This is a genomic window from Janthinobacterium goodfellowi (genome assembly GCF_051380695.1).
Taxonomy (GTDB): Bacteria; Pseudomonadota; Gammaproteobacteria; order Burkholderiales; family Burkholderiaceae_D; genus Janthinobacterium.
This window is the reverse complement of record NZ_JBNYXN010000010.1, coordinates 114705-139309: the sequence shown is the minus strand read 5'-3', so window position 1 is coordinate 139309 and position 24605 is coordinate 114705. Positions and strand designations below refer to the sequence as shown.

Genomic DNA, 24605 nt, shown 5'->3' with positions numbered 1-24605 from the left:
CCATGCGGCGCGCGGCCCGTATGATGCAGCTTTTGCCTTTGCGATCCCATGCATCCTGATACCGACAAGCTGGCGCGCTGGCTGCTCGGCAGCCTGGAACTCGACACCGCCGTCCTGCATGTGGGCCAGTACTGCGGCCGCTGGCGCGCTTCCACGGCGGGCCGGGAACTGGGCAGCTTCCACCTCGTGCTCGATGGCCACTGCTATTTGCACCTCGACGGCGCGGCGCCGATTGCGCTCGGCCCGCGCGACGGCGTCTTCCTGCTGCGCGACTTGCCGCACTTTCTCAGCCCCCACAGCGACCCGCTGCAAGCGATGAGCGCGCAAGCCATGCTGCCGCTGCAATCGCCCACGGATGGCCCGGCGACGGCGCTGGCCTGCGGCTTCTTTCAATTTCGCGGCGCCCTCTCCGCGCTGATCGTCGACTCGTTTCCGCCGTATCTGCTGATACGCGGCGACGCGCCCGCCTTCAGCGCCGCCGCCGCGCTGTTCGACCTGATCCTGGCGGAGGCCGGCGGCGACCCGGAACAGCCGTCGCCGCTCATCGCGCGCCTGGTCGAACTGCTGTTCTTTTACCTGATCCGCCATGTGGCGCAGGGCGAGCAGGTGGCGGCCGGCCTGCTGTCGCTGCTGCACCAGCCCGCATTTTCGCCGCTGCTCGAACGCATGCTCGACGCCCCCGCCGACGACTGGTCGATCGAAAACATGGCCAAGGCAGCGTGCATGTCGCGCGCCAGCTTCTGCAAGCATTTCGCCAGCGCCAGCGGCCACTCTCCGGCCCAGTTCCTGCTCCTGCTGCGCATGAAGATCGCCGCGCGGCGCCTGCACGACGGCGTCTCCGTCGAACGCGCCGCCGAACTGGTGGGCTACCGCTCGCACGCCGCCTTTACGCGCGCCTTCAAGCGGGTCACGGGCGAGCAGCCGGGCGCCTACCGGCGCGACCAGCGATTGCGCCAGCTGGCCAGCTAAGAGCCTGCCGGGATCAAGGATCACACAATCGCAGACGAACGAGCACAAAAGGACGACGCTGACGTCTGTTGCGTGCGCGATATGGCCGATATAATGCCCGGGTGACTTACTAACTTAGCAAGGTACCCCATGTCCCGTCTGACGCTGCACACTCTCGATTCCGCACCGGCCGACAGCCGTCCCTTCGTGGAAAAGGCCATCGCCAACAACGGCTTCCTGCCCAACCTGATCGGCGTGCTGGCCAATGCCCCGCTGGCGCTGGAAACCTATCTGACCGTGTCCGGCATCAATGCGCGCGCCAGCCTGACGTTAATGGAACGCGAAGTGGTGCAGATCACGGCCGCGCGCATCCATGGCTGCGACTTCTGCATCGCCGGCCATAGCGCCATCTCGCTGAAAAAAGCGGGCCAGACACCCGATACCGTGCGCGCCCTGCAGCACGGCCAGCCGACGGGCGATACGCAGCTCGACGCCGTCGCCGCCTTTGCCACGGCCGTCATCGCCACGCGCGGCGCCGTCAGCGACGCCGAATATCAAGCCTTCCTGGCCGCTGGCTACAACGAACAGCAGGCGCTGGAAGTCGTGCTGGGCATCAGCCTGGCCACCCTGTGCAATTTCTCCAACAGCCTGGCCGGCACGCCCGTCAATCCGCAATTGACGCCCTACCTGCCTGGCGCCGTCTGACATGGGCCGCCTCAATCACTGGCTGCACATGCACGCCGACCAGCTCGACCAATCGCCGGAACTGGCTGAAACCGTTTTGCCTGCCCTCGCTGGCGACAAGCTGCTGGCCATCGGCGTGCCGCAGGAACACGGCGGCGCGGGAGGCGACGTGCGCGACGCCATCGAGGCCATCGCCAAAGTGGCCGAGCAATCGGTGACGGCGGCCTTTGTCTTCTGGGGCCAGCGCTGCTTCATCGAATTCCTGCTGCAAAGCGAGAACCGCGCGCTGGCCGAACGCCGCTTGCCCGGCCTGCTGGCCGGCACGCAGGCGGGCGCCAGCGGCCTGTCGAACGCCATGAAATTCTTGTCCGGCATCGAGCAGCTGCAAATCACGGGCGCGCGCCACGGCGACGGCTTGCTCGTCGACGGCGGCCTGGCCTGGGTGACGAACTTGCGCAAGGCGGGCTTTGTCGCGGCAGCCGCCGTGGCGCCCGACGATGGCGCGCCCCCCCTCATCGTCGCCTTCGACAGCGGCACGGCAGGCGTCAAGCGCAGCGACGACCTGGACCTGATCGCCCTGCGCGGCAGCAATACGGCTTCCGTCAAGCTGGCGCAGGTACACATCCCCGCCGCGGACATCATCAGCAACAACGCGCCGACCTGGCTGCCGCAGGTGCGCCCATCGTTCCTCGGCATGCAGTGCGGCCTGTCGATCGGCCTGGCACGCGCCAGCCTGGCGCAGGCGGCGCAAATCTCGGCCGGCTCGCGCAACCAGCTCACGCCGCGCATCGAAGCGCTGCAGGCGACCCTGGAAGGCGCCGTCGCTACCCTGCTGGCCGGCGTGCACGATGGCCGCTTCAAGACACAGGCGCCGGCCATGTTCCGCCTGCGCATACAGCTGGCCGACGTGCTGCAGCAGGCGCTGATGCTGGAACTGCAAGCCATGGGCGGGCGCGCCTATCTGAACGCCGAGCAGCAGGGCTTTGCCCGCCGCTGGCGCGAATCGTCGTTCATCCCCATCGTCACCCCCAGCCTGACGCAATTGCAGGCGGCCTTGCAGCTGTTCGACAGCCAGCAGGCGGCCAAGGCGGGAGCATCGGCATGAGCGTTGCTGATTGGGCCTTGCAGGCGCAGGATCTGAGTTTTTCCTATGCGGGCAGCGCGCCCGTATTCCAGCACGTCTCGCTGGGCGTGCGCAAGCGCGAAATCGTCTGCCTGCTGGGCGGCAGCGGCTGCGGCAAATCGAGCCTGCTGCGCGTGCTGGCCGGCCTGCAGCCGCCGTCCACGGGCGCCATTCAATTCCTGGACGCGCCCATGCGCGAACCGGATCCGCGCAGCGCCCTCGTGTTCCAGCAGGCGAGCCTTTTGCCCTGGCTGAACGTCACGGGCAACGCCGGTTTCGGCCTGGACTTCAAGCACCAGCCGCAGCTCACGCGCACAGCGCACGAGGCGCGCGTGGCGCAAGCCATCGAAGCCGTCGGTTTGAAGGGGCGCGAAAAACTGTATCCGTCCGCGCTGTCGGGCGGCATGGCGCAGCGGGTGGCCCTGGCCCGCGCGCTGGCGCGCGAACCGGAACTGCTGTTCGCCGACGAACCGTTTTCCGCCCTCGACGCCATCACCCGCGCCGAGATGCAGTCGCTGCTGGTCGACGTGGTGCACCGCTGGCACACGGCCGTGCTGCTGGTCACGCACGATATCGACGAAGCCATCCTCGTGGCCGACCGCATCCTGCTCATGGGAGGCAAGCCGGGCAACATCGTGCGCGAATGGCCCGTCGCCATCGAGCAGCCGCGCATCGGCCACAGCGCCGACGTCATCGCCCTCAAGATGGACATCCTCGACGCCCTGCAGGCGCTGCAAAAGCAGGATCAAACGCCCGCCTTTGCTCCCACCGCCTTCGCTCCCAATTAATCGACCGGAACTTTCCCATGACATTCGAAGACCAAAACAAACCCCTGCATATCTGCGCCTCGTCCGATTGCGACTGCGGCCTGACGCGGCGCGACTTCCTGCGCATGTCGGCCCTGGCCACGGCCAGCGTCGCCTCGCCGCTGCTGTTTGCCGGCGACGCCATGGCCCAGCAAGGCCCGAAGGGCGACGACCAGCCCGTAAAAATCGGCTACCTGCCGATTACCGACGCCACTCCGCTGCTCGTCGCCCACGCGCGCAAGCTGTTCGAGGCGGAAGGCTTGCAGGCGGAAACGCCGCGCCTGTTCCGCAGCTGGGCGCAGATCATCGAAGCCTTCGTCGCCGGCCAGGTCAACGTCATCCACCTGCTCTCGCCGGCCACCCTGTGGGTGCGCTACGGCGCCAAGTTCCCCGCGAAAGTCGTCGCCTGGAACCACGTCAACGGCTCCGCGCTGACGGTGGCCAACGAGATCAACAAGGTCTCCGACCTGGGCGGACGCACGGTCGCGATCCCGTTCTGGTATTCGATCCACAACATCCTGCTGCAGCAGATCCTGTCCGCCAATGGCCTGACGCCGGTCACGCGCGCGCGCAACGCGGCCATCAAGCCGAATGAAGTCAACCTGATCGTGCTGGCGCCGGCCGAAATGGTCTCGGCCCTGGCCAGCAAGTCGATTGCCGGCTACATCGTGGCCGAGCCGTTCAATGCGGCGGCGGAAAACGCCGGTATCGGCAAAATCCTGCGCTTTTCGGGCGACGTGTGGAAAAACCATGCGTGCTGCGTCACATTCCTGTCCGAGCGCGACATCAACACGCGCCCGGAATGGGCGCAGAAGGTCACCAACGCCATCGTCAAGGCGCAGCTGTGGACGCGCTCGAACCAGGTCGACACGGCCAAGCTGCTGTCGAACGTGGGCGAGCACCGCTACACGCCGCATCCGCTGCAAGTGCTGACCAAGGTGCTGGCCACCACCGATTACGCCGGCTATGAAAAACAGGGACTGATCGTGCACAAGAACTGGCAGCAGCGCCGCATCGACTTCCAGCCGTATCCATTTGCCTCGTACACGGAAGAACTGGTGCGCGCCATCGGCCGCACCAAGGTCGAAGGCGATACGCGCTTCCTGGCCAATCTCGATCCGAAGTTCGCCGCGCGCGACCTGGTCGATGACCGCTTCGTGCGCAAGGCCATCACGGCGGTCGGCGGCCCGGCCGCCTTCGGCTTGCCGGCCAACCTGCTGCGCAGCGAAACCGTGGCGGTCTGACGATGGCGAGCAAGTTGTTCACGAAGTTCGGCCTGCCCCTGGTGGGGCTGGCCTGTGCCTTGCTGTTGTGGTCCATGGGCGTGACGGCGCTGGAAAAGTCCACGCCGGTCGCCACCGCCTTTGCGCCCCTGCCCACGGCGCTGGCGTTCAAGGAAATGCTGGGCGGCTCCGATATCTGGCTGCACGTGGTATTGAGCCTGCAAAGGGTGGCCGTGGGCCTGGGGCTGGCGATCGTCATCGGCGTGCCGCTGGGCGTGCTGGTGGCCATGTCGAAGCGCTTTTCCGGTGCGGCCATGCCGCTGTTCCAGCTGCTGCGCATGATTTCGCCGCTGTCGTGGATGCCGATCGCCGTGATGGTGCTCGGTGTCGGCGACGCGCCCGTGTACTTCCTGCTGGCGTTTGCGGCCGTCTGGCCAATTTTGCTCAATACGGCGGCCGGCGTGGCGCGGCTCGATCCGAACTGGCTGCTGCTGGCGCGCAGCCTGTCGGCCACGCGCAGCGAGATCGTCTTCAAGGTGATTTTGCCGGGCATCACGGCCGATATTTTGACGGGCGTGCGCCTGGCCATCGGCATCATCTGGATCGTGCTGGTGCCGGCCGAAATGCTGGGCGTGTCGGCCGGCCTCGGCTACTTCATCCTCGACACGCGCGACCGCCTCGCGTATTCGGAGCTGATGGCCGCCATCGTGCTGATCGGGATGTTAGGCTTCATCCTCGACTACCTGGCCCGCGCCGCGCATGCGCGCTGGCTGCACGTCAAAAACTAGGCGGCCTTTTCCAGCGGCAGCGCAGCGGCCACCGCCGCCTGCGTTGCCGCCGCCAGTTCGCGCCGGTGCGCGTCGGACGTCGCCACTGGCGCCAGGCAGGTCAGGCGCGCCGTGATCGGCGGGCCGCTCAAAATCGCCACCATGCTTTGCGCAAAGCTCATCTCGCCGATGAAGTCGACGGCGTGATGCAAGGCCCCCTTGTCATCCACGTACACGAGCGCGAACGGCTGCACCGGCACTTGCGCGTCGATGGCCGCCTCGAACAGGTTGGCGTGAAACGGCAGGATCTGCCCTTGCGCGGCGGTCGTGCCTTCGGGGAAGAACGCGATGCGTTCGCCCGCCGTCAATTTGTCCACCAGGCCCTGGAAGATCAGGCGCAAGTCGCGCTTGCTGCCGCGCGAAATGAAGATGGTGCCGGCGCGTCCCGCCAGCCAGCCCAGGATCGGCCAGGCGCGGATTTCCGCCTTGGCGACGAAACGGCAGGGGTGGACGGCATTGATGACGAAGATGTCGAGCCACGAGACGTGGTTCGCCACCACCATCGCATGGTCGAGGGCCGGCACGCTGTCCGCCGGCTGCGCCACATGCACGCCGCAGATGTCGAGCAGCTGCGTCGACCAGCGGCGGATGCGCCGGTTGCGCCCTTCCAGGTCCAGCCAGGGAAAGAGCACGGCGCTCTTGGCCATGCCGCAGCTCAGGTGAATGGCGATGCGCGCGAGGCGGTAGGTAAGCAGAAGTTTCAAATGACACCAAGGTTGGAAGCAAAGCCATACAGCCGCGTAGGTCCGCTTGGCAGCGCCCGCGAGGCGCTGCCAAGCCGACAGGAGCCGCCATGGACTTGTCGGATTACGCGTACCGCTAATCCGACCTACGGCTCCGATACAAAAATTAGCGCTGAAACGCCACCTGTCCGGCAACGATGGTCGCCTTGACGATGCCGCTCAGCTCATAGCCGAGGAAAGGCGTGTGCTTGCCCTGGCTGGCCAGCGACGCCGACGACACGGTCCAGCGCGCGGCGGGATCGAAGACGCAGATGTCGGCCGCTTCGCCCACGGCCAGGCTGCCGGCCGGGATGCCGGCGACACGGGCAGCATCGGACGTGACCTTGGCCACGGCGCGTGCCAGCGGACGGGCGCCCGCTTGCGGCTGGCCCAGCGCATAGTCGTCGGCCCATTTCAGGGCCAAGGAGAGCAGCAGTTCCAGGCCCGTGGCGCCGGGCGACGCTTCGCCGAACGGCAGCAGTTTTTCATCGTCGTCGACGGGCGTGTGGTCCGAGCACATGGCGTCGACCGTGCCGTCGAGCAGGCCGGCGCGGATCGCATCGCGGTCGCGCTGGCTGCGGAACGGCGGCGTAACGCGCGCGTTAGGATCGAAGAAGCCGATGTCGGCGTCCGTCAGGTGCACATGGTGCACGCCCACGTCGCAAGTAACGGGCAAGCCTTCGGCCTTGGCAGCGCGGATCAGTTCCAGGCCCGCCGCCGACGAGATGCGGCACAGGTGCACGCGCGCGCGGCTGGCGCGCATCAATTCAAAGATCGTGTGCAGCGCGATGGTTTCGGACATCACGGGCACGCCGGACAAGCCCAGGCGCGACGCCAGCGGGCCGCTGTGGGCGATGCCGCCACGGCCGATGTGCGGGTCTTGCGGGCGCAGCCAGACCGTGTAGCCGAAGGTATTCGCGTACTGCATGGCGCGCAGCAGCACGGTGGTGTCCTCGATCGGCTCTTCCGCCTGCGCGAAGCCGATGCAGCCCGCTTCCGTCAGTTCCGCCATTTCTGTCAGCGACTGGCCTTTCAAGCCCATGGTCAGCGCGCCCAGCGGGTGCACGTGGGCCTTGTTCTGCGTCTTGGCGCGGTATTTCAGCATCTCCACCAGGCCCGGCTCATCGAGCACGGGATCGGTGTCGGGCGGGCAGACCAGGCTCGTGACGCCGCCTTGCAGCGCCGCCTGCAGTTCCGATTCCAGGGTCGCCTTGTATTCGTAGCCCGGCTCGCGCAGGCGCGCGGACAGGTCGACCAGGCCAGGGGAAACCACCAGGCCGGCCGCGTCAAACGTGGTGTCGGCCTTGAAGCCGGCCGGCGCGCTGCCCACGGCCAGCACCTTGCCGTCGGCGATAAACAGGTCTTGCAAGCCATCGATGCCGTTGGCAGGGTCGATCAGGTGGCCGTTCTTGATATGTAGTGTCGTCATGCTCGCTTACTCGTCCTTGGGCTATCAGCCCTGATTACCAGCCAAAATACTCATTACCGCCATGCGCACGGCGATACCGAAGGTCACCTGCGGCAGGATCACCGCCTGCGGACCGTCGGCCACGGCCGAATCGATTTCCACGCCGCGGTTCATCGGGCCCGGATGCATGACGATGGCATCCGGTTTCGCCAGCGCCAGGCGCTCGGGCGTGAGGCCATAGCTCTTGAAGTATTCCTGCGCCGACGGCAGCAGCGCGCCGCTCATGCGTTCATTCTGCAGGCGCAGCATGATGATCACGTCCACGCCCTTGAGGCCTTCATCCATGTTGGTGAAGGTGCGCACGCCCATCTGTTCCAGGCCGCCCGGCAGCAGGGTGTGCGGGCCGATGGCGCGCACTTCCGGCACGCCCAGCGTGGTCAGCGCATGGATGTCGGAACGGGCCACGCGGCTATGCAAAATGTCGCCCACGATGGCCACCGTCAGGTTGGTGAAATCCTTCTTGTAGTGGCGGATCGTGTACATGTCGAGCAAGCCCTGGGTCGGGTGCGCGTGGCGACCGTCGCCCGCGTTGACCACGTGGACGTGCGGCTGCTTGGTGTCGATCAGGTGCTTGGCGATCAGGTAGGGCGCGCCCGACTGCGCGTGGCGCACGACGAACATGTCGGCATGCATGGCCGACAGGTTGTCGATGGTGTCGAGCAGCGATTCGCCCTTGCTGGCCGACGAGGCCTGGATGTTCAGGTTGATGACGTCGGCCGACAGGCGCTTCGAGGCGATTTCGAAGGTGGTGCGGGTGCGCGTGGAGTTTTCAAAGAACAGGTTGAAAACGCTCTTGCCGCGCATCAGCGGCACCTTTTTCACGTCGCGGTCGGAAATGCCGACGAACGAGGAAGCGGTGTCGAGAATGTGGTTGACGATAGACTTCGGCAAGCCTTCGATCGTCAGCAGATGTTGCAGTTCGCCGTGTTTATTCAGTTGCGGATTAAGCATGGTGGGTATCTATGGTGAGCGTGAATTTTCCATCGTCGGCTTGTTTCAGGACCAGGGCCTGGCCCGGCGGCACGGCTGTGAAGGCGGCCACGAAATCGGCGGCCACCGGCAGCTGGCGTTCGCCGCGGTCGACCAGGGCGGCCAGCATGATCTTGGCAGGGCGGCCATAGTCGAACAATTCGTTGATGGCCGCGCGCGTGGTGCGGCCCGTGTACAGCACGTCGTCGACCAGCAGGATGGTGGCGCCGGCCACATCGAAGGCGATTTGCGTCGGCTTGACGTCCGCATGCAAGCCCTTCTGCGCGAAGTCGTCGCGGTAGAACGAGACGTCTAGCACGCCCAGGCGGTCGAGCAGGTTCAGGTCGCGCGCCAGGCGTTCAGCCAGCCAGGCGCCGCCCGAATGGATGCCGACGATGGCCACGTTGGGGATGCCCGCCAGGCCGCTCTGCACCTGTTGCAGCAAGACCCCGTACAGGGCCTCGGCGTCGAGTTGGGAAGGATTCGTAGGATGCGGCATAGGGTTCTTGATCATTCAGGAATGGGTCAAAGGTCAGATTAATAATTCGCGTCGAAATACTGTTGCAGGATGATGGCGGCGGCGCGGTCGTCGATGACTTCGCCGCGCTTGGCGGCGATGACGGCCGAGGAATAACGCTCGTCGACCAGTTCCACCGGCAGGTTGAAGCGGCCATGCACCTGGTTGGCGAAACGGCGGCAGCGCGCGCTCATCTCGTGCTCGGTGCCGTCCGGGTGGCTGGGCAAGCCCACCACGATGCGGCTGGCGCCCCACTCCCTGATCAGACTATCGATGGCGGCAAACTTCGGCTCGTTCGCCGTGGCCGTGATCACGCTGAGCGGCTTGGCCTGGCAAATCATGGTATTGCCGATGGCCACGCCGATGCGTTTCAAGCCGAAATCGAAGGCGAGGATAGTGTCGATGGCGTCACCGCTCATGCGTGGCCAGCCTCGCTCGCCAGCATGAGGGGATCGATACCGAGCAACTTGATGGCCGCCACGTAGCGCTGCTCGATGGGAAAATCGAACAGGATGTCGGCCGAGGCGCCCACCGTCAGCCAGCCGTTGCGGCCGATCTCGTCTTCCAGCTGGCCCGGGCTCCAGCCCGAGTAGCCGATCGAGACGAGCATGCGCTCGGGACCATCGCCCTTGGCGACGGCTTCGAGCACGTCGATCGAGGTGGTAAACGCCACTTCATCGGTCACCGTCAGCGACGAGGAATAGCGCGCTCCCGGCGTATGCAGCACGAAGCCGCGGTCGTCCTGCACGGGGCCGCCGAACATGATCGGTTCGTTGATGATGGGCGTGTCGCTGCCGGCCGCCAGTTTCAGGTCGATACGGTCGAACAGCACTTCCATGGTCATGTCGGTGGGTTTGTTGATGACGACGCCCAGCACGCCGTTTTCATTGTGTTCACACACGTACACGACCGTGCCGCCGAAGATCGGATCTTGCATGGCCGGCATCGCAATCAGGAAATGGTTGGCCAGATTCAGGGTGGAGGAACCGGTCGCGGCCGGTTCTCCCACACCCTGCATCAGACGATGTCCTGGTAGAGTCTGGTCGATTTTACTCTTTTTCATACGCGATGCTCTCTCTGTGGGCTTGCTGGCAAGTCTCGCTTACCCCGCTATCGTACGCCTGGTGCCAGCGGCCGCACATCCTGGGCGGCGCGCACCGTGTTGCCAGGCGCTATTCTTGTTATGTTGTAAATTAATGGTCAATTCGCTATGCCTGCGGACGCATTCCAATGCCAATTGTAAAATTGATTGTAAAATCGCTGTCGCACATAAAGCACCACGAACATACCCTGTAGTTTACACTGAATTGCCACCGCAGCGACGCCAAAGGCACGACGCGAGCGGCCATAAAGCCCTGTTGGCGGCAAAAAATCGCCTATCTTTGACCCTAAACACGCGAAATAATGACAATCAAGACTTCCCTGGTGTGGTTCCGGCGCGATCTGCGCGCGTTTGACCATGCTGCACTGCATCACGCCCTGCGCCAGAGCCAAGCCGTGCATTGCGTCTTCGTCTACGACACCGCCATCCTGGCAGCACTGCCGCGCCGCGACCGGCGTGTCGATTTCATCCATGCCAGCGTGGCCGAGCTGGCCAAGGAGCTGCGCCAGCTGGGCGGCGACCTGATCGTGCTGCACGCGGACGCGGCCGAGGCCATCCCGCGCCTGGCCGCCGAATTGAACGCCGACGCCGTCTTTGCCAACCACGACTACGAACCGCAGGCGATCGCCCGCGACGCCACCGTGGCCGCCGCGCTCACGCACGACGCGCGCCTGTGGTTCAGCTTCAAGGACCAGGTCATCTTTGAAAAGGACGAGGTGCTGACGCTCTCGGCCAAGCCGTACACCGTCTACACGCCGTACAAGAATGCCTGGCTGAAGAAAATGCGCGCCGAACCCGGCTGCCTGGCGCCGTTCGCTATCGAACCGCATGCGGCCAGCCTGGCGCCGCCGCGCAATGGCACGCCGGCGCCCCTGCCCACCTTGGGCGAGCTGGGGTTCGAGGCCAGCAACCTGGCCGAACTGGCCATCCCCACCGGCATGTCGGGCGCCAGCGCGCTGTTCGAGGATTTTTTGCCGCGCGTGGCCCGCTATGACGTGGCGCGCGACTTTCCCGCCCTGAAGGGGCCGTCCTACCTGTCCATGCATCTGCGCTTCGGCACCGTGTCGCTGCGCTACCTGGTGCGCACCGTGGTCGACCTGATGGACCGGGGCGGCGGCGGCGATGGCGCGCCTGTGTGGCTGGCCGAACTGATCTGGCGCGATTTCTACGCCATGATCCTGTACCAGAACCCGCACGTAGAAGGCGGCGCCTTCAAACCGGCCTACGACGCCATCGCCTGGGAAACGGGAGCCCAGGCCGATGCCGCCTTTGCCGCCTGGTGCGAGGGCCGCACCGGTTATCCGCTGGTCGACGCGGCCATGGCGCAGCTGAACCAGACGGGCTATATGCACAACCGCCTGCGCATGGTCACGGCCTGCTTCCTGATCAAGGACCTGGGCATCGACTGGCGCCGCGGCGAAGCGTATTTCGCGCTGCACCTGAATGACTTCGACCTGGCGTCGAACAACGGCGGCTGGCAATGGGCGTCCTCGTCCGGCTGCGATGCCCAGCCCTACTTCCGCATCTTCAATCCCATCACGCAGTCGGAAAAATTCGATGCCGGCGGGCGCTTCATCCGCCGCTACCTGCCGCAGCTCAAGGCGCTGGGCGACAAGGAAATCCACGCGCCCTGGCTGGTGCCGCGCATGCTGCTCGAGCAAAAAAACATCGTGCTGGGACGCGACTATCCGGAACCCATCGTGCAGCACGACGAGGCGCGCAAGGAGACCCTGGAACGCTATGCGGTGGTGAAGGTGGCGGCGTAAGTGGTGGTGCCGGGTTACGCTGTCGTAAAGAGCGTAGGTCGGATTAGCGGGCCAAGGCCCCGCTAATCCGACGATATTGTTATGTTGGCCGGTGGAAGTGTCGGGTTACGCCACGCCACCAGCTAGCAAGCGTCCCACTTCGGCCAGCAATTCCTCTTCCTGGAACGGCTTGCCGAAATACGCATTCACGCCCAGCTCGAATGCATGCGCGCGGTGCTTCTCGGCGCTGCGCGAAGTGATCATGATGACGGGGATGGCGCGCGTCTTGTCATCGCTGCGCACATTGCGCGTCAAATCAAAACCGTCCATGCGCGGCATTTCCACGTCGACCAGCAACAGCGCCGGCATGGCAGCCGGTTCCAGCGCATGCAGCTGCTCCAGCGCATCGAGGCCATCCTTGGCCAGCAGCACCTGGTAGCCTTCGCGCTCGAACAAACGCTGCATCACGCGGCGCACCGTCAGCGAATCGTCTACCGCCATCACGCGGATAGCTGGCGCAGCCAGTGCGCTGGTGGCCGCATGCTGCTCGCTGCTGGCCAGCGCATACTGCGACAGCAGTTCCGGATGATGCTCGAGATGCTGCGCCAGCGCCACCGGATTGAGGATCAGCACGATGTCGCCCGTACCCAGCACCGTGGCGCCGGCGATGCCCGGCATGCGCGCCAGTTGCGGACCCACGTGCTTGACCACGACTTCGCGGTTGCCCACCACATCATCGACCAGCAAGGCCAGCCTGTCGTTGCCATTGCGGAGCAGCAGCACGGGCGCATGGCGCTGCGTGGCCTGCACCGCCGGCGTTTCGCCCAGCATGGCCGACAGGTGGTGCAGCGCCAGCGACTGCCCGTGCAACTCCATGCGCCCGGCCGCCCGCACCAGCTCCAGCTGTTCGCCTTTCAGGTGCAGCACCTGCTCGACCAGCACCGATGGCAAGGCATACGTCTTGCCGTTCGCCGCCAGCAGCACCACTTGCGTAACGGCCAGGGTCAGCGGCAGGTGGATGGTGAAGCGCATGCCCAGGCCCGCCTGCGTCAGCGTTTCCACGCGCCCGCCCAGGGCCAGCGCTTCGGAACGCACGATGTCCATGCCAACACCGCGTCCGGCCAGTTCCGTCAGGCTGTCGGCGGTGGAAAACCCTGGCGTGAAAATCAGTTCAGTCGCCTGCGCGTCGGTCAGCGGCGCTTCCGTCGCCACCAGGCCGGCGCCGTGCGCCTTGGCGCGGATGCGCTCCAGGTCCAGTCCCGCGCCATCGTCGGAAAAAGCGATCGCCACTTCATTGCCCTGCTGGCTGACCTGCACCAGCAGCTCGCCCGTCTCGCTCTTGCCAGCAAGCAGGCGCGCGTCGCGCGGCTCGACGCCGTGCACGATGGCGTTGCGCAGCAGGTGCTCGAAGGGCGCGGCCATGCGTTCGAGCACGCTGCGGTCGATTTCCACGCCACCGCCGCGGATGTCGAGGTTGACGCGCTTGTCGACTTCCTTGGCGCTTTGCCGCGCCACGCGGAACAGGCGTTCGGCGATGCTGGCAAACGGCACCATGCGGATCTGCATCAGGTCGCGCTGCAGCTCGCGCGTCAGCCGCGCCTGCAGCACCAGGTCGTCCGTCACCGCATCGACGCTGTGGCTGAGGTTTTCGTGGAACGAGGCCACGTCGTTGACGCTTTCGGCCATCATGCGCGTGAGTTCCTGCAGGCGCGTAAAGCGGTCGAATTCGAGCGGGTCGAATTCGCGCTCGCTGCCGACGGCCATGCGCGAGGCGATCTGCGATTCGGCCTGCATTTCCACTTCGCGCAGCTGGCGCCGCAGGCGCGCCAGGTTGTCGGAAAACTCGGACAGCGAAGCGCCCAGCACGCCCACTTCGTTTTCCATCTTCGAGCGCGTGATCGACACTTCGCCGGCCTGGTTCACCAGGCGGTCGAGGATATCGGCGCGCACGCGCACCAGCGCCGCCTTCGGTTCGGCCACCGGCGTGTCTTCCATCCCCGGCAAGGGCAGCAAGGGCTGCTGCAGCTGCTCGAACAGGTGCAGCGCATGGTCATAGTGGGCCAGCAATTCCTCGAAGGCTTGCGGCGTGGCGGTGCCCGCGTGCAGCATGTTTTCGATATGCGTCTCGATTTCATGCGCATGCTGGCCCAGGCGCATGGCGCCGGCCATGCGCGCGCTGCCTTTGACCGTATGCAGGGTGCGCAGCAGCATCTGCGCCTGGCCGCTGTCGTGCGGCTGCTGCTGCCAGCTGCGCAGCGCTTCGCCGATCTGCGGCAGCAGGTCGGCGCCCTCTTCCAGGAAGACGGACAATAAATCGAGGTCGAGTTCATCGCTGATGCCGGCGCTCGCCGCCAGCAGCGCGGCCGCATCGGCCGGCATGATGGCGGGCGCCGGCGCTTCCGGCGCCGCGTGCTCCAGCGGCGGTGCGTGTTCGAAGCCGGCATCGAACAGGTCGTCGCTGGCGCCGCTGTCCTGCGCCGGTTGCGGCGCCGGCACTTCAGCGGCCTCCGGCTGCAGCGCATCGGCGACGATGCTCGCATACGTCGCCTCGAACAGGGTCTCGAGCTGCGGCGCAGGCATCTCGGCCAACGCGCCGGCCAGCGGCTCGGCCGGCTGCGCGGGCGCGCCGACGATGCTGGCGTAAGCGTCCGCAAACAGGGCGTCGAGCCGGTCTTCCTGGCTCTCGCCGGGCGGCGCTGTCAAGGCGCGCCACAGGGTGTTGAGCGCTTCGATCATGTCCGGCTGCGATGGCGCCAGGTCGCCCAGCGCGAACGCCTGCAGCATCTGTCCGATGCGCTGCGTGGCCTGCTCCAGCACGTCGTGCTGGGCTTCCTGCAGGCCGGCCAGCGGCGGCACCACCGTTTCGATCACCGTCTCGAGAGCGTGCGCCAGGTCGCGCAGCGACTGGAAGCCCACCGTGCCGGACGTCCCCGCCAGCGTATGCACGGCTTGCAGCGCCTCCGCGCTGACGGCGCGCTGCTCATGGCGCCATTCGCCGAAGTCGCGCGTGAGCACGCGCAGCAATTCATCCGTCTCGGCCAGATAGATGTTGTACAAGGGAAGGCTGATGCGCAGTTCGCCCACGTGCTTGAGGTGATCGTCCGGCGCTTCGTGGAGCGCGGGCGCCGTGGCCAAAGGAAGTCCGATCACATTGCCATTGCTGGCCACCGGTGCAGCCGATGCCGGGCGAGGCTTGCGCAGTTCGAACGGCCCCCCTTCGCGCACGCGCTCGGCCGCCGCCAGCAGCATGCCGGGCTCGCGCTCGCGCCCCGCGCCGCCTTCCAGTTCGGCCACCCATTCGCTGAGCTGGTACCAGCCGTAATTAAGCAAGGTAAACAAGTCGTCGCTGACGGGGCGCGCTTCGGCCAGCCAGGTATTCATGACGCGCTCGATGGCGCCGGCCGCTTCGGCAAACTGCGCCAGGCCGATCATGCGGCTGCTGCCTTTCAGGGTATGAAACGAGCGGCGCAGCATGGCCAGGTGGTCACCGCTGGCGGCCTGCTCGCGCGGCAAGGCCAGCGTGGTGTCGATAAAGGCCAGCACTTCGCGCGCTTCGGCGATGAAAATGTCGAGCATCTCCGCGTCGACGTCGGTCACGGCCGGTGCGGCATCCATGCCGGCGGGCACGGCGGGCGCCAGCGCCTGGTCGAGCAAGGGCACGGGCACGGCGCCGGCGGCGGCGACTTTTTCAAATGGCAGGGCGCGGAAGGTGCCGGCGGCGGCATCGAAATGGAAACGCCCGCTGGCCGCCTGCGCGTTGCGGCCCAGCATATCGACAAAAAAGCCCAGCGCGCTGACATTTTGCGCGATCTCGTCAAGCGCTTCGGCGTGCGCATTGGCGTCGCCACCGGCCAGTTGCCGCACGGCGGCGTCGACCTGCAGCACGGCGGCGCGCGCGTCGTCCTGTCCCAGCCCGGCCAGCTGCTGCTGCAACTGCTCCAGCACGGGCGCGACGCCATCGAGTGCCCCCGCCGTCCCCGCACCCGCTGCATCCGCGTAGTAGGCGTTGAGCACCTTTTCCACCTGGCGCAGCCCCGTCTTCATGTCCTCGGCCAGCGCGGCCACGGTCTGGCCCTGCTCGATCTGGCGCGACAGCTCGCCCGCCGTGACGGGCGGCGGCGCTTCGCCAGCCAGCAGCGCCTGCAGGCGCGCGGCGATGGTTTCCGCATTGCCGGCGAAATCGTCGGGCAGGCGGCGCAGCTGCTCCAGGCCCGTGTCGGCAAACAGCAGCGCCATGCCGATTTCATTCTCCAGGGCCGCGCTGCGCCCGCTGGTGACGGCTTGCCGCGCCACGGCCGCGCATTCGCGCAGCAGGCTGGCCAGGGCCGGCTGCTTCAGGGTCTCCACGTGTGCCGCCACTTCTTGCAGCGATGCGTCGAAATCCGTGCCCAGGACTGGATCGAGGTCGGCTTGCGCCAGGCGGCTCCAGCTGGCGCGCGCCTGCGCCAGGGCAGTGCGGGCGCCTTGCAAGGCATCCTGGTCGATCTGGCCGTAGCGCCGCGTTTCCACGTCGGCGGGCAGCATGCCGTCCAGGGCGAAAGCGGCGCGCAACTGGCGTGCCTCCGGCGTCGGTTCCTGTGCCGCGGCGATGAAGAACAGGGCGTCGCGCAGCATCGTTTCGGGCAGGCTGGCCGTGCCCTGCGCCAGGCGGCGCAATTGCAGGTTGATCAGGCCGAACAGCTGTTTGACGTTGAGCGTGCCCATGCCTTCGCCGCTGGCCGCCAGCCCGGCGAACGCCTGCATGGCGAACCAGAAGGTGCGCGCCGGCGCTTCCTGCTGCGCGTCGGCCACCAGGGTCAAGGTGGCGTGCAGCTCGCCCGCGTGCTGGCGCCGCGCCGCGTCATCCTGCGCCTTCAGGAAGGGCAGCAGGGATTTTTCAAAGCGCCCGCGCCAGGCAGGATAGTCCGCCACGGGCGGCATGTCGGCCAGCGCGATGGCCTGCCCTTCCAGCACCGATGAAGGCGGAAAAAACAGGTCGGCCGGGTGGATGCGCTCGGCACCCAGCATGACTTGCAGGTCGCGGTAGTAGGGGAACAAGCGCGCCGGCTGCGGCGGCGAGCCGGCCACCAGGTCTTCCAGGTATTCGGTCAATGCCTGATACAGTGCGGCGACGACTTGCGCATGGTCGAGCGTGTATTCGAGGCTGCCGTCGCGAAAGCGCGCCAGCGCCCGTTCCGCGCCGTCCGTCAGCAGGCTGGCGCCGGCCACGTCCACCATCACCAGCGCGCCATGCGCCTGGTGCAGGTGCGAGCGCGCATGCTGCAGGGCCGTGGCGCGTTCCTCGCGCTCGCGGCCGCCCGCCTCGAACAGGGCAGTTTTCGAGCGGCCCAGCGCTTCGCGGATTTCCACCATCACCCACGACAAAGGCTCGCTGTCGAACGGCTTGGACTGCTGTGGACTATCAGGTGTGCTCATGCATGCCTCGGTAAGGAAATCGCCCTGGCTTGGCGCGACATTCAGGCGGCGACGCGGAAGCGCGACACCGAATTTTTCAGTTCCTGCGCCAGCATCGACAGTTTATGGATCGATTGCGCCGTTTGCTGCGTGCCATCCTGGGTCTGCTCCGTCACGCTCAGGATATGCTGGATATTCAAGGCCACGCCGCTGGCCGAGCCGGCCTGCGTGCCGGTGGCGAACGAGATGCCCTGGATCAGTTCGGCCAGGTGTTTCGACACCTGGCTGATGTCGTTCAAGGCGGCGCCGGCCGCATCGGACAGGCGCGCGCCCTCGACCACGCCCTGCGTGGACGTTTCCATCGCCCGCGTCGCATCCTGGGTGTCGGCCTGGATGGTGCGCACCAGCGCGCCGATCTGCTTGGCGGCGGCCGCCGAGCGTTCGGCCAGGCGCTGCACTTCCTCGGCGACGACGGAAAAGCCGCGCCCCGCCTCGCCGGCCGATGCGGCCTGGATGGCGGCGTTCAGCGCCAGCACGTTGGTCTGCTCGGTGATGTCGGAAATGAGCTCGGTGATTTCGCCGATTTCCTGCGACGATTCGCCCAGGCGCTTGATGCGCTTGGACGTATCCTGGATCTGCTCGCGGATTTCATGCATGCCCTTGATGGCGTTTTCCACCGCCGTCGACCCCTGCTGCGCCGCCGCCACCGACTGGCGCGCCACGTCGGCCGAGACGCTGGCCGACTTCGACACGTCGGTGATCGCATTGGCCATCTTGACCACGGTGGCGCTGACGCCCTGGATTTCGCGCGACTGCTGCTGCGATGCGATCAGCAGCTTGCTGGAGATGCTTTGCGCCTGCGTCGAGGCGCGGTTGACCTGTTCGGCCGTCGCCGTCACCCGTCCCACCAGCCCGCGCAATTCCTCGACCGTGTAGTTGACGGAATCGGCGATGGCGCCCGTGATGTCTTCCGACACGGTGGCCTGCACCGTCAGGTCGCCATCGGCGACCTTCTGCAATTCGTTCATCAGGCGCAGGATGGCCGCCTGGTTCTGGTCATTCCTGGCTTTCGCCTCTTCCTCTTTTCCCTGCGACTGGAGCCGCAGGATTTCCGCTTCCTGGCGCCGCCGCTCGGCGTCGCGCGTGCGGTTGACTGAGTCCTGCAGCAGCACGCGGCCGATGCCGGCCGCCGCGATCAGGGTCAGCAACACGCCGCCGACCATCATCCAGAAGGCGACGCCCAGGGTTTCCTGGTTCACGTGGTACATCTGCTGCAGCAGGGTCAAACGCTGGCGCAGGTCTTCGTTCTCGTTGAAGATCAGCTGTTCGGCGCTTTTCGCCGAGCTGAATTTGTCGAGCCGGTCGAGTATCGACGACACCAGCTTCTGGTAATTATCGAAACTGGCTTTCAGCGCCACCAGCCGGTCGCGCAATTCGGCATCGCGCGTGGGCGCCAATTGCAGCGACACGCTGCCGTTCAACAGGCCTTCGACGGCGGTACGGAAATACGTCGTGTCGCGTCCCAGCGAAAACGCCGTTTCCGAGCTGATGCTGCCCGACGACAGGAACTCGCTGGCGCTGCGGCTCATGCGCTGGCTCAGCATCATCAGGCGGCCGATGACGGCCAGGTCGCGCGCATTGCCGCCGCGCTGCACCTTAAGGGCCGCGACTTCCTCGGTCTGCGCCAGCAGCGCCGGCGACAGCGCGTTCAATTGCTGCAAGGTCTTGTCGAATTCGCCCAGTTCCGTTTTCAGGCGCAGGATGGTGCTGGCCGCGCGGTCGCTGCTGGCCCACTTCTTGCGCGCGTCAGCCACGGCCGCCAGCAGGGCGGAACGCGACTCGCCGATATCGCGCCCGTGATACGTCCCGCCGCGCAGCATCAGGCGGAAATCCTGGTTCAGTTCATTGCGGCTTTCCTCGAGCTGGCGGAACGCTTCCGGATTGCCTTGCACGGCATTCGGCGCGGCCTTGCCGATGCGCTGCGAGTGCATCAGCGCATCGCTGGCCAGCTGCGTCTGCGCCGAGGCGATATTGCCGCTGCGCGTATTGAGGCCGACGAACAGCAGGCTGGCGGCCAGGCTCAGGGCCATCACCGTCGACAGGATGCTCAGCTGCTTTTGCAGCGGAAAGTGGCCGATCAGCGGCAGCTTCAAGTCGCGCACCGGCGCATTGGCCAGCGACTTGCGCCGTCCCAGCGCGTCGCGCAGGCGCAGCGGCAGGTCGGCCGCCGATGCCGGCTCGCCGGGCGCGTGCTCCGCTTCGGGCATGCCGGCCGCCAGGATGGGGGAATGGGCGCCCATCAGCAGATGTCCTTGTGGGCGGCAAGGCCGCCAAAGCCGGCATCGAGGAAGCGTTCCGCTTGCGCCAGCTGCGCCAGGTCCAGGCGCAGCCATTGCTGCCCTTCGCTGTCGCGCAGCGCCTGCGCCGCCCACGACGGCGGGGCATCCGGCAAGGAGACGGGCTGCATCGCGCGCAGCTGGCGCAAGCCCAGTACGCGCTCGACCAGCAGCGCGCAATTGAGGCCCAGGCGTGGAGAAAAAGTGATGATGCGGCAGTGATTGCCGGGCGCGCAAGCCGGCTCGCCCATGTAGCGGGCCAGGTCGACGACGCCCGTCAGGCGTCCGCGCATGGCCGCCAGGCCCAGGTACCAGTCCTGCGCCAGCGGCACGCCCTGGATCTGCACACCGGCAGCAATGACGATTTCACCGAGCTGCGTCAGGTCGAGCAGGCAGGGGCGGCCACCGAGCATCACGCCCAGTTCCTTGCGCGCCGCCAGCGCGCCGCTGCGCGCAGCCTGTATCCGCTCGATCAATTGCAGCTGATACTGGCGCAAGCGCCCCTGCCGCGCGCCCGCCTCGAAGGATGGCACGGCGGCAGCGGCAGGCGGAAAGGCCGTTGTGGATACGCCGTGACCTGGCATCGTGTGCATGCTCAGGAAAGCGCGGCGATCTTGGCCAGCAGCTCGGCTTCGACCACCGGCTTGACCAGGTAATCGCGCGCGCCCTGGCGCAAGCCCCAGATGCGGTCCGTTTCCTGGCTCTTGCTGGAGCAGATAATCACCGGCACGTCCTGCAGTTCGGGATCGCGCGCGATGGCGCGCGTGATCTGGAAGCCATTCGCACCGGGCATCACCACGTCCATCAGGATCAGGTCGGGCCTGGCCTCTTTGAGTTGCGCCAGCGCGTCGGCGCCGTCCTGCGCCGTGAGGACGGCATAACCGGCACGCACCAGCATCTCGCTCAGGTAGTAGCGTTCTGTCGGCGAGTCATCGACGATCAGAATTGTGTGTATGGCCATCTGCTTCCTTGCTGCGTTGTCAATCAATAAAACCACTTACTCAAAATGCCCGGCCAGGTGCAGCCGCACGGCCTCCAGCAGCGCCTCGCGCGCCAGCGGCTTGGCCAGGCAGGCGCTGGCGCCCGCCATGGCGCCGCGCGCGCGGTCGAACAAGCCTTCCTTCGACGACAGCATCAGCACCGGCGTGGCGTGATACGCGGCGCTGGCCTTGATCAGCGCACAGGTGCGGTAGCCGTCCAGGCGCGGCATCAGAATGTCGCACACGATCAGCGCCGGCTGGCAGTCGGCGATCTTGGCCAGGGCCTCGAAGCCGTTTTCCGCCACCACCACGCGATAACCGGCCTCGCCGAGGATCTTCGCGGCCGCGCTGCGTATCGTCGCGCTGTCGTCGATGACGAGTATCGTGGCGCTGGCGCACACGGCATCGGGCGGCACCTCGGGCGGGAAGGGACGCGTCATGTGATTATTCGACAATCTTTCATACCATAGCACAGGCGGCCGCGATACCAGCGTGCGGCAGCGGCATCCCGTGGACCTGATTGATTACAGCGCCACCATCTCGAAATCATCCTTGCGCGCACCGCATTCAGGACAGGTCCAGTTCATCGGAACATCGGCCCAACGCGTGCCGGGAGCGATGTCTTCGTCGGGCAAGCCGGCCGCTTCATCATAAACCCAGCCGCAAATAAGACACATCCACGTTTGGAATTGCTGCGTTGTTTCGTTGCTACTCACGTTCTGCCACCCTTCAATCAAGTAAAATGCTGAATTAGGTATCTTAATCTACCCGCCGTGCAAAACCAAACTTCTCCCCTCATATTAAGCTTCGGCGTGTCCGATCCGGTCGGCGCGATCGGCATTCAAGCCGATCTGGCCACGTTTTCAGCCTTCGGCTGCCATGGCCTGTCGGTCACCACGGGCCTGCTGATCAGCGATACGGCACGCGTGGAAGACGTGCAGGCGGTCGACCCGGACTGGGTTTCCGACCAGGCGCGCGTGCTGCTGGAAGACATGTCCGTCGCCGCCATCAAGATCGGCGCGCTGGGCAGCGTGGAAAACGTCACGGCCATCGCCGAAATCGTCTCCGACTATCCGAACGTGCCGCTGATCCTCGATCCCTTCATCTCGGCGCTGCCGGAACAGGGCATGGACGACGAAGACATCCTCACGGCCGTGCGCCAGCTGCTGATCCCGCAAACGACCCTGCTGGTGCTCTCGCCGGTGGAACTGGAGCGCCTGGCCGAGACCTGGCGCGACGCCGATCCGGACGACACCCTGCAAAACGACGTCGATTACCTGGTGGCGCTGGGCTGCGAATACGTGCTCGTCACCGGCATGCCGGCCGACGCCAGCAAGTCCGGCACGGGCGAAGGCAAGTTGCGCGCCAATACCCTGTTCGGCGAGGACGGCGTGGTGCGCCACGACGAATGGCAGCACTTGCCAGGCATCTTCAACGGCGCCGGCAGCACCCTGTCGGCGGCGGCCACCGCCCTGCTGGCCCTGGCGGAAAACGAAGACGACGTGCCGCAGGTGGTCGTGGCGGCGCAGGAATTCACGGCCGGCGCGCTGGCCCACGCGCAGCGCCACGGCATGGGCAAGCTGGTGCCGAACCGCCTGTTCCGGCAGCAGCGCCAGCGCGGCGCCCAATAATTCCGTCCACACAAACACAGACGACACAGACAACGATCCACTCTCAAGGCACGATTATCATGACGACGACTTCACAGAACGACATCCTGTTTGCCCGCGCACAAAAAACCACGCCCGGCGGCGTCAATTCGCCCGTACGCGCATTCCGCTCCGTGGGCGGCACGCCGCGCTTCATCACGCGCGCCGAAGGCCCGTACTTCTGGGACGCGGACGGCAAACGCTATATCGACTACATCGGCTCGTGGGGCCCGGCCATCGTCGGCCACGCCCATCCGGAAGTGGTAAAAGCGGTGCAGGATGCGGCCGCACTGGGCCTGTCGTTCGGCGCGCCGACCGAAGGCGAAGTGCTGATGGCCGAAGAAATCACGCGCCTGGTGCCGTCGATCGAGCAAGTGCGCCTGGTGTCGTCGGGCACGGAAGCGACCATGAGCGCCCTGCGCCTGGCGCGCGGCGCCACGGGACGCGACAAGATCGTCAAGTTCGAAGGCTGCTACCACGGCCACGCCGATTCGCTGCTGGTCAAGGCGGGCAGCGGCCTGCTCACCTTCGGCAATCCGACATCGGCCGGCGTGCCGGAAGATTTTGTCAAGCACACCCTGGTGCTCGACTATAACAACGTGGAACAGCTGAAGGACGCCTTCGACAGCTTCGGCGCGGAGATCGCCTGCGTCATCGTCGAACCGGTGGCCGGCAACATGAACCTGGTGAAAGCCACGCCAGAATTCCTGCAGGCGATGCGCGATCTGTGCACGCAGCACGGCGCCCTGCTCATTTTCGATGAAGTCATGTGTGGCTTGCGCGTGGCCCTGGGCGGCGCGCAGGCGCTGTACGGCATCCAGCCCGACCTCACCGCGCTGGGCAAGGTGATCGGCGGCGGCATGCCGGTGGCGGCCTTCGGCGGCAGCGCGGCGCTGATGCACAACATGGCGCCGCTGGGCGCCGTCTACCAGGCCGGTACCTTGTCCGGCAACCCGGTCGCCGTGGCGGCCGGCATGGCCACCTTGAAACTGATCCAGCAGCCCGGCTTCTACGAGCAGCTGGGCGCCACGGCCAAGCGCCTGGCCGAAGGCTTGACCGCCGCCGCCAAGGAAGCGGGCGTGGTGTTCTGCGCCGACTACATCGGCGGCATGTTCGGCATCTACTTCAGCGAAACGCCGCCGACCAGCTATGCGGAAATGATGGCGGGCGACCGCAGCAAGTTCAACGCCTTCTTCCACGCCATGCTGGACGAAGGCGTGTACTTCGCGCCCGCCGCGTTCGAGGCAGGCTTCGTCTCGGCGCAGCACGACGACGCCGTCATCGACGCCACCATCGCGGCCGCACGCAAGGTGTTCGCAAAACTCGCGTAAGCCTGTTATACGGTCGCGGTGTCCATCACCGCGGCCACCAGCGCCGGCAGCCTGGCCATGTCGTTGAACACGACATGCGCGCCGGCCGCCTTCAGGCGTGCTTCCTGGCCGGCGGCGATATGCCCGCCGCCGATGAATCCCAATACCGTCATGCCCGCCGCCACCGCGGCCGTCACGCCCGTGACGCTGTCTTCCAGCACCAGGCACTGGCTTGGCGGCACGCCGAAAGCGGCAGCCGCCGCCAGGTAGACGCCCGGATGCGGCTTGGCATGGCCCACCAGGTCCGGCGTAAACACGCGCTTGTCGAACAGCGGTGCCATGCCGGTCCGTTCGAGCGCCGACAGCACGCGTGCGCTGACGCTGTTCGAGGCTACGGCCTTGGGCAGCGCAATGGCGGCCAGCGCCTGCGCCACGCCGGGCACGGCGCGCAATTGCGCGTCGCAAGCGGCATCGACGGCGTTGCCGATGGCCATGATCTCGTCGGCCGGCAATTGCGGCAAACCCAGTTCCTTGTAGATATCCTGCATCAGCGGCACCAGGCGCTGGCCCAGGCGCGGCTCGATCAAGCCTTGCACGGTGATGCCCTCGGGCAAGCTCGGCAGGCGCGGCCCCAGCAACTCCAGCAGCGCTTGCAGGGCCACGGCTTCGCTGTCGATCAGCACGCCATCGCAGTCGCTGATCAGATGGGTGAAGCGCGGTGGGGTGATGGCGGTATCAGGCATGGACTCTCCAGAAGAACAACGGTGACGGGAAATGCGGCGGCCAGCCGGCCAAGGCTGGC

At 66.2% G+C, this 24605-nt stretch carries 22 protein-coding genes; 9 read left to right on the top strand and 13 right to left on the bottom strand.

The genetic code is table 11. The features are described from left to right. Positions 1-48: 48 nt before the first annotated feature. The 6 genes from ACQ4WQ_RS27720 to ACQ4WQ_RS27695 all read left to right on the top strand — a co-directional run bounded on the left by ACQ4WQ_RS27720 (position 49) and on the right by ACQ4WQ_RS27695 (position 5572). The gene (locus ACQ4WQ_RS27720) at positions 49-969 is read left to right on the top strand and encodes an AraC family transcriptional regulator (protein WP_326458780.1); all 921 of its coding nucleotides are present in this window, start codon (positions 49-51) and stop codon (positions 967-969) included. A gap of 129 nt (positions 970-1098) precedes the next feature. Further along, on the top strand, positions 1099-1653 hold the full coding sequence (locus ACQ4WQ_RS27715) for a carboxymuconolactone decarboxylase family protein (RefSeq protein WP_436501445.1): 555 nt from the start codon (positions 1099-1101) through the stop codon (positions 1651-1653). A gap of 1 nt (position 1654) precedes the next feature. Next, entirely contained in the window at positions 1655-2737 is a 1083-nt protein-coding gene (locus tag ACQ4WQ_RS27710) for an acyl-CoA dehydrogenase family protein (RefSeq protein WP_436501443.1), read from the top strand. Beyond that, the gene (locus ACQ4WQ_RS27705; protein ID WP_436501441.1) at positions 2734-3543 is read left to right on the top strand and encodes an ABC transporter ATP-binding protein; all 810 of its coding nucleotides are present in this window, start codon (positions 2734-2736) and stop codon (positions 3541-3543) included. The genes ACQ4WQ_RS27710 and ACQ4WQ_RS27705 overlap by 4 nt, the downstream gene beginning before the upstream one ends. A gap of 17 nt (positions 3544-3560) precedes the next feature. Beyond that, positions 3561-4805 carry an ABC transporter substrate-binding protein gene (locus ACQ4WQ_RS27700; protein ID WP_436501439.1) on the top strand — a complete coding sequence of 415 codons (1245 nt, stop codon included), beginning with the start codon at positions 3561-3563 and terminating at the stop codon, positions 4803-4805. A gap of 2 nt (positions 4806-4807) precedes the next feature. Beyond that, positions 4808-5572, top strand: a complete 765-nt coding sequence (locus ACQ4WQ_RS27695) for an ABC transporter permease (protein ID WP_436501437.1) — start codon at positions 4808-4810, stop codon at positions 5570-5572. Here ACQ4WQ_RS27695 and ACQ4WQ_RS27690 read toward each other — a convergent pair. The 6 genes from ACQ4WQ_RS27690 to ACQ4WQ_RS27665 all read right to left on the bottom strand — a co-directional run bounded on the left by ACQ4WQ_RS27690 (position 5569) and on the right by ACQ4WQ_RS27665 (position 10305). Then, positions 5569-6315: a lysophospholipid acyltransferase family protein gene (locus tag ACQ4WQ_RS27690; protein WP_326458785.1), complete on the bottom strand. Its 747-nt coding sequence runs from the start codon at positions 6313-6315 to the stop codon at positions 5569-5571. The genes ACQ4WQ_RS27695 and ACQ4WQ_RS27690 overlap by 4 nt on opposite strands. A 145-nt stretch (positions 6316-6460) precedes the next feature. Continuing rightward, positions 6461-7762, bottom strand: a complete 1302-nt coding sequence (locus ACQ4WQ_RS27685; protein WP_326458786.1) for a dihydroorotase — start codon at positions 7760-7762, stop codon at positions 6461-6463. A 24-nt stretch (positions 7763-7786) separates the two neighbouring features. Then, a complete protein-coding gene (locus tag ACQ4WQ_RS27680) occupies positions 7787-8752 on the bottom strand; it encodes an aspartate carbamoyltransferase catalytic subunit (RefSeq protein ID WP_034746695.1) in 966 nt (321 codons plus the stop codon). Then, positions 8745-9269 carry a bifunctional pyr operon transcriptional regulator/uracil phosphoribosyltransferase PyrR gene (pyrR, locus tag ACQ4WQ_RS27675; protein WP_326457645.1) on the bottom strand — a complete coding sequence of 175 codons (525 nt, stop codon included), beginning with the start codon at positions 9267-9269 and terminating at the stop codon, positions 8745-8747. The genes ACQ4WQ_RS27680 and pyrR overlap by 8 nt, the downstream gene beginning before the upstream one ends. A 38-nt stretch (positions 9270-9307) precedes the next feature. Further along, positions 9308-9706 (bottom strand): Holliday junction resolvase RuvX, encoded by a 399-nt coding sequence (gene ruvX, locus ACQ4WQ_RS27670; RefSeq protein ID WP_230492103.1) that lies wholly within the window; start codon positions 9704-9706, stop codon positions 9308-9310. Next, on the bottom strand, positions 9703-10305 hold the full coding sequence (locus ACQ4WQ_RS27665; RefSeq protein WP_034746689.1) for a YqgE/AlgH family protein: 603 nt from the start codon (positions 10303-10305) through the stop codon (positions 9703-9705). The genes ruvX and ACQ4WQ_RS27665 overlap by 4 nt, the downstream gene beginning before the upstream one ends. A 386-nt stretch (positions 10306-10691) precedes the next feature. Here ACQ4WQ_RS27665 and ACQ4WQ_RS27660 point away from each other — a divergent pair, with 386 nt between their 5' ends. Continuing rightward, positions 10692-12155 (top strand): cryptochrome/photolyase family protein, encoded by a 1464-nt coding sequence (locus ACQ4WQ_RS27660; RefSeq protein WP_436501434.1) that lies wholly within the window; start codon positions 10692-10694, stop codon positions 12153-12155. A 105-nt stretch (positions 12156-12260) separates the two neighbouring features. On the opposite strand, the gene ACQ4WQ_RS27655 is transcribed toward ACQ4WQ_RS27660, so the two are convergent. The 6 genes from ACQ4WQ_RS27655 to ACQ4WQ_RS27630 form a co-directional block, all read right to left on the bottom strand. Next, the gene (locus ACQ4WQ_RS27655; RefSeq protein WP_436501431.1) at positions 12261-17549 is read right to left on the bottom strand and encodes an Hpt domain-containing protein; all 5289 of its coding nucleotides are present in this window, start codon (positions 17547-17549) and stop codon (positions 12261-12263) included. 41 nt (positions 17550-17590) lie between these two features. Further along, positions 17591-19828, bottom strand: coding sequence for a methyl-accepting chemotaxis protein (locus ACQ4WQ_RS27650; RefSeq protein ID WP_436501429.1), 2238 nt, complete (start codon positions 19826-19828; stop codon positions 17591-17593). Then, on the bottom strand, positions 19828-20457 hold the full coding sequence (locus tag ACQ4WQ_RS27645) for a chemotaxis protein CheW (protein WP_326457649.1): 630 nt from the start codon (positions 20455-20457) through the stop codon (positions 19828-19830). Before ACQ4WQ_RS27645 ends, ACQ4WQ_RS27650 begins: the two co-directional genes overlap by 1 nt. 2 nt (positions 20458-20459) lie before the next feature. Next, on the bottom strand, positions 20460-20825 hold the full coding sequence (locus ACQ4WQ_RS27640) for a response regulator transcription factor (RefSeq protein WP_070222135.1): 366 nt from the start codon (positions 20823-20825) through the stop codon (positions 20460-20462). A gap of 36 nt (positions 20826-20861) precedes the next feature. Then, positions 20862-21284 carry a response regulator gene (locus ACQ4WQ_RS27635; protein ID WP_326457650.1) on the bottom strand — a complete coding sequence of 141 codons (423 nt, stop codon included), beginning with the start codon at positions 21282-21284 and terminating at the stop codon, positions 20862-20864. Positions 21285-21368: 84 nt separating this feature from the next. Next, positions 21369-21521, bottom strand: a complete 153-nt coding sequence (locus ACQ4WQ_RS27630) for a rubredoxin (RefSeq protein WP_010401308.1) — start codon at positions 21519-21521, stop codon at positions 21369-21371. A gap of 96 nt (positions 21522-21617) precedes the next feature. Here ACQ4WQ_RS27630 and thiD point away from each other — a divergent pair, with 96 nt between their 5' ends. Both thiD and hemL read left to right on the top strand, forming a co-directional pair. Then, positions 21618-22475, top strand: coding sequence for a bifunctional hydroxymethylpyrimidine kinase/phosphomethylpyrimidine kinase (thiD, locus tag ACQ4WQ_RS27625; RefSeq protein ID WP_035822099.1), 858 nt, complete (start codon positions 21618-21620; stop codon positions 22473-22475). A 59-nt stretch (positions 22476-22534) separates the two neighbouring features. Continuing rightward, positions 22535-23824, top strand: coding sequence for a glutamate-1-semialdehyde 2,1-aminomutase (gene hemL / locus ACQ4WQ_RS27620; RefSeq protein ID WP_326457651.1), 1290 nt, complete (start codon positions 22535-22537; stop codon positions 23822-23824). Positions 23825-23829: 5 nt separating this feature from the next. On the opposite strand, the gene ACQ4WQ_RS27615 is transcribed toward hemL, so the two are convergent. After that, positions 23830-24546 (bottom strand): HAD family hydrolase, encoded by a 717-nt coding sequence (locus ACQ4WQ_RS27615; RefSeq protein ID WP_436501425.1) that lies wholly within the window; start codon positions 24544-24546, stop codon positions 23830-23832. Between the last annotated feature and the right edge of the window lie 59 nt (positions 24547-24605).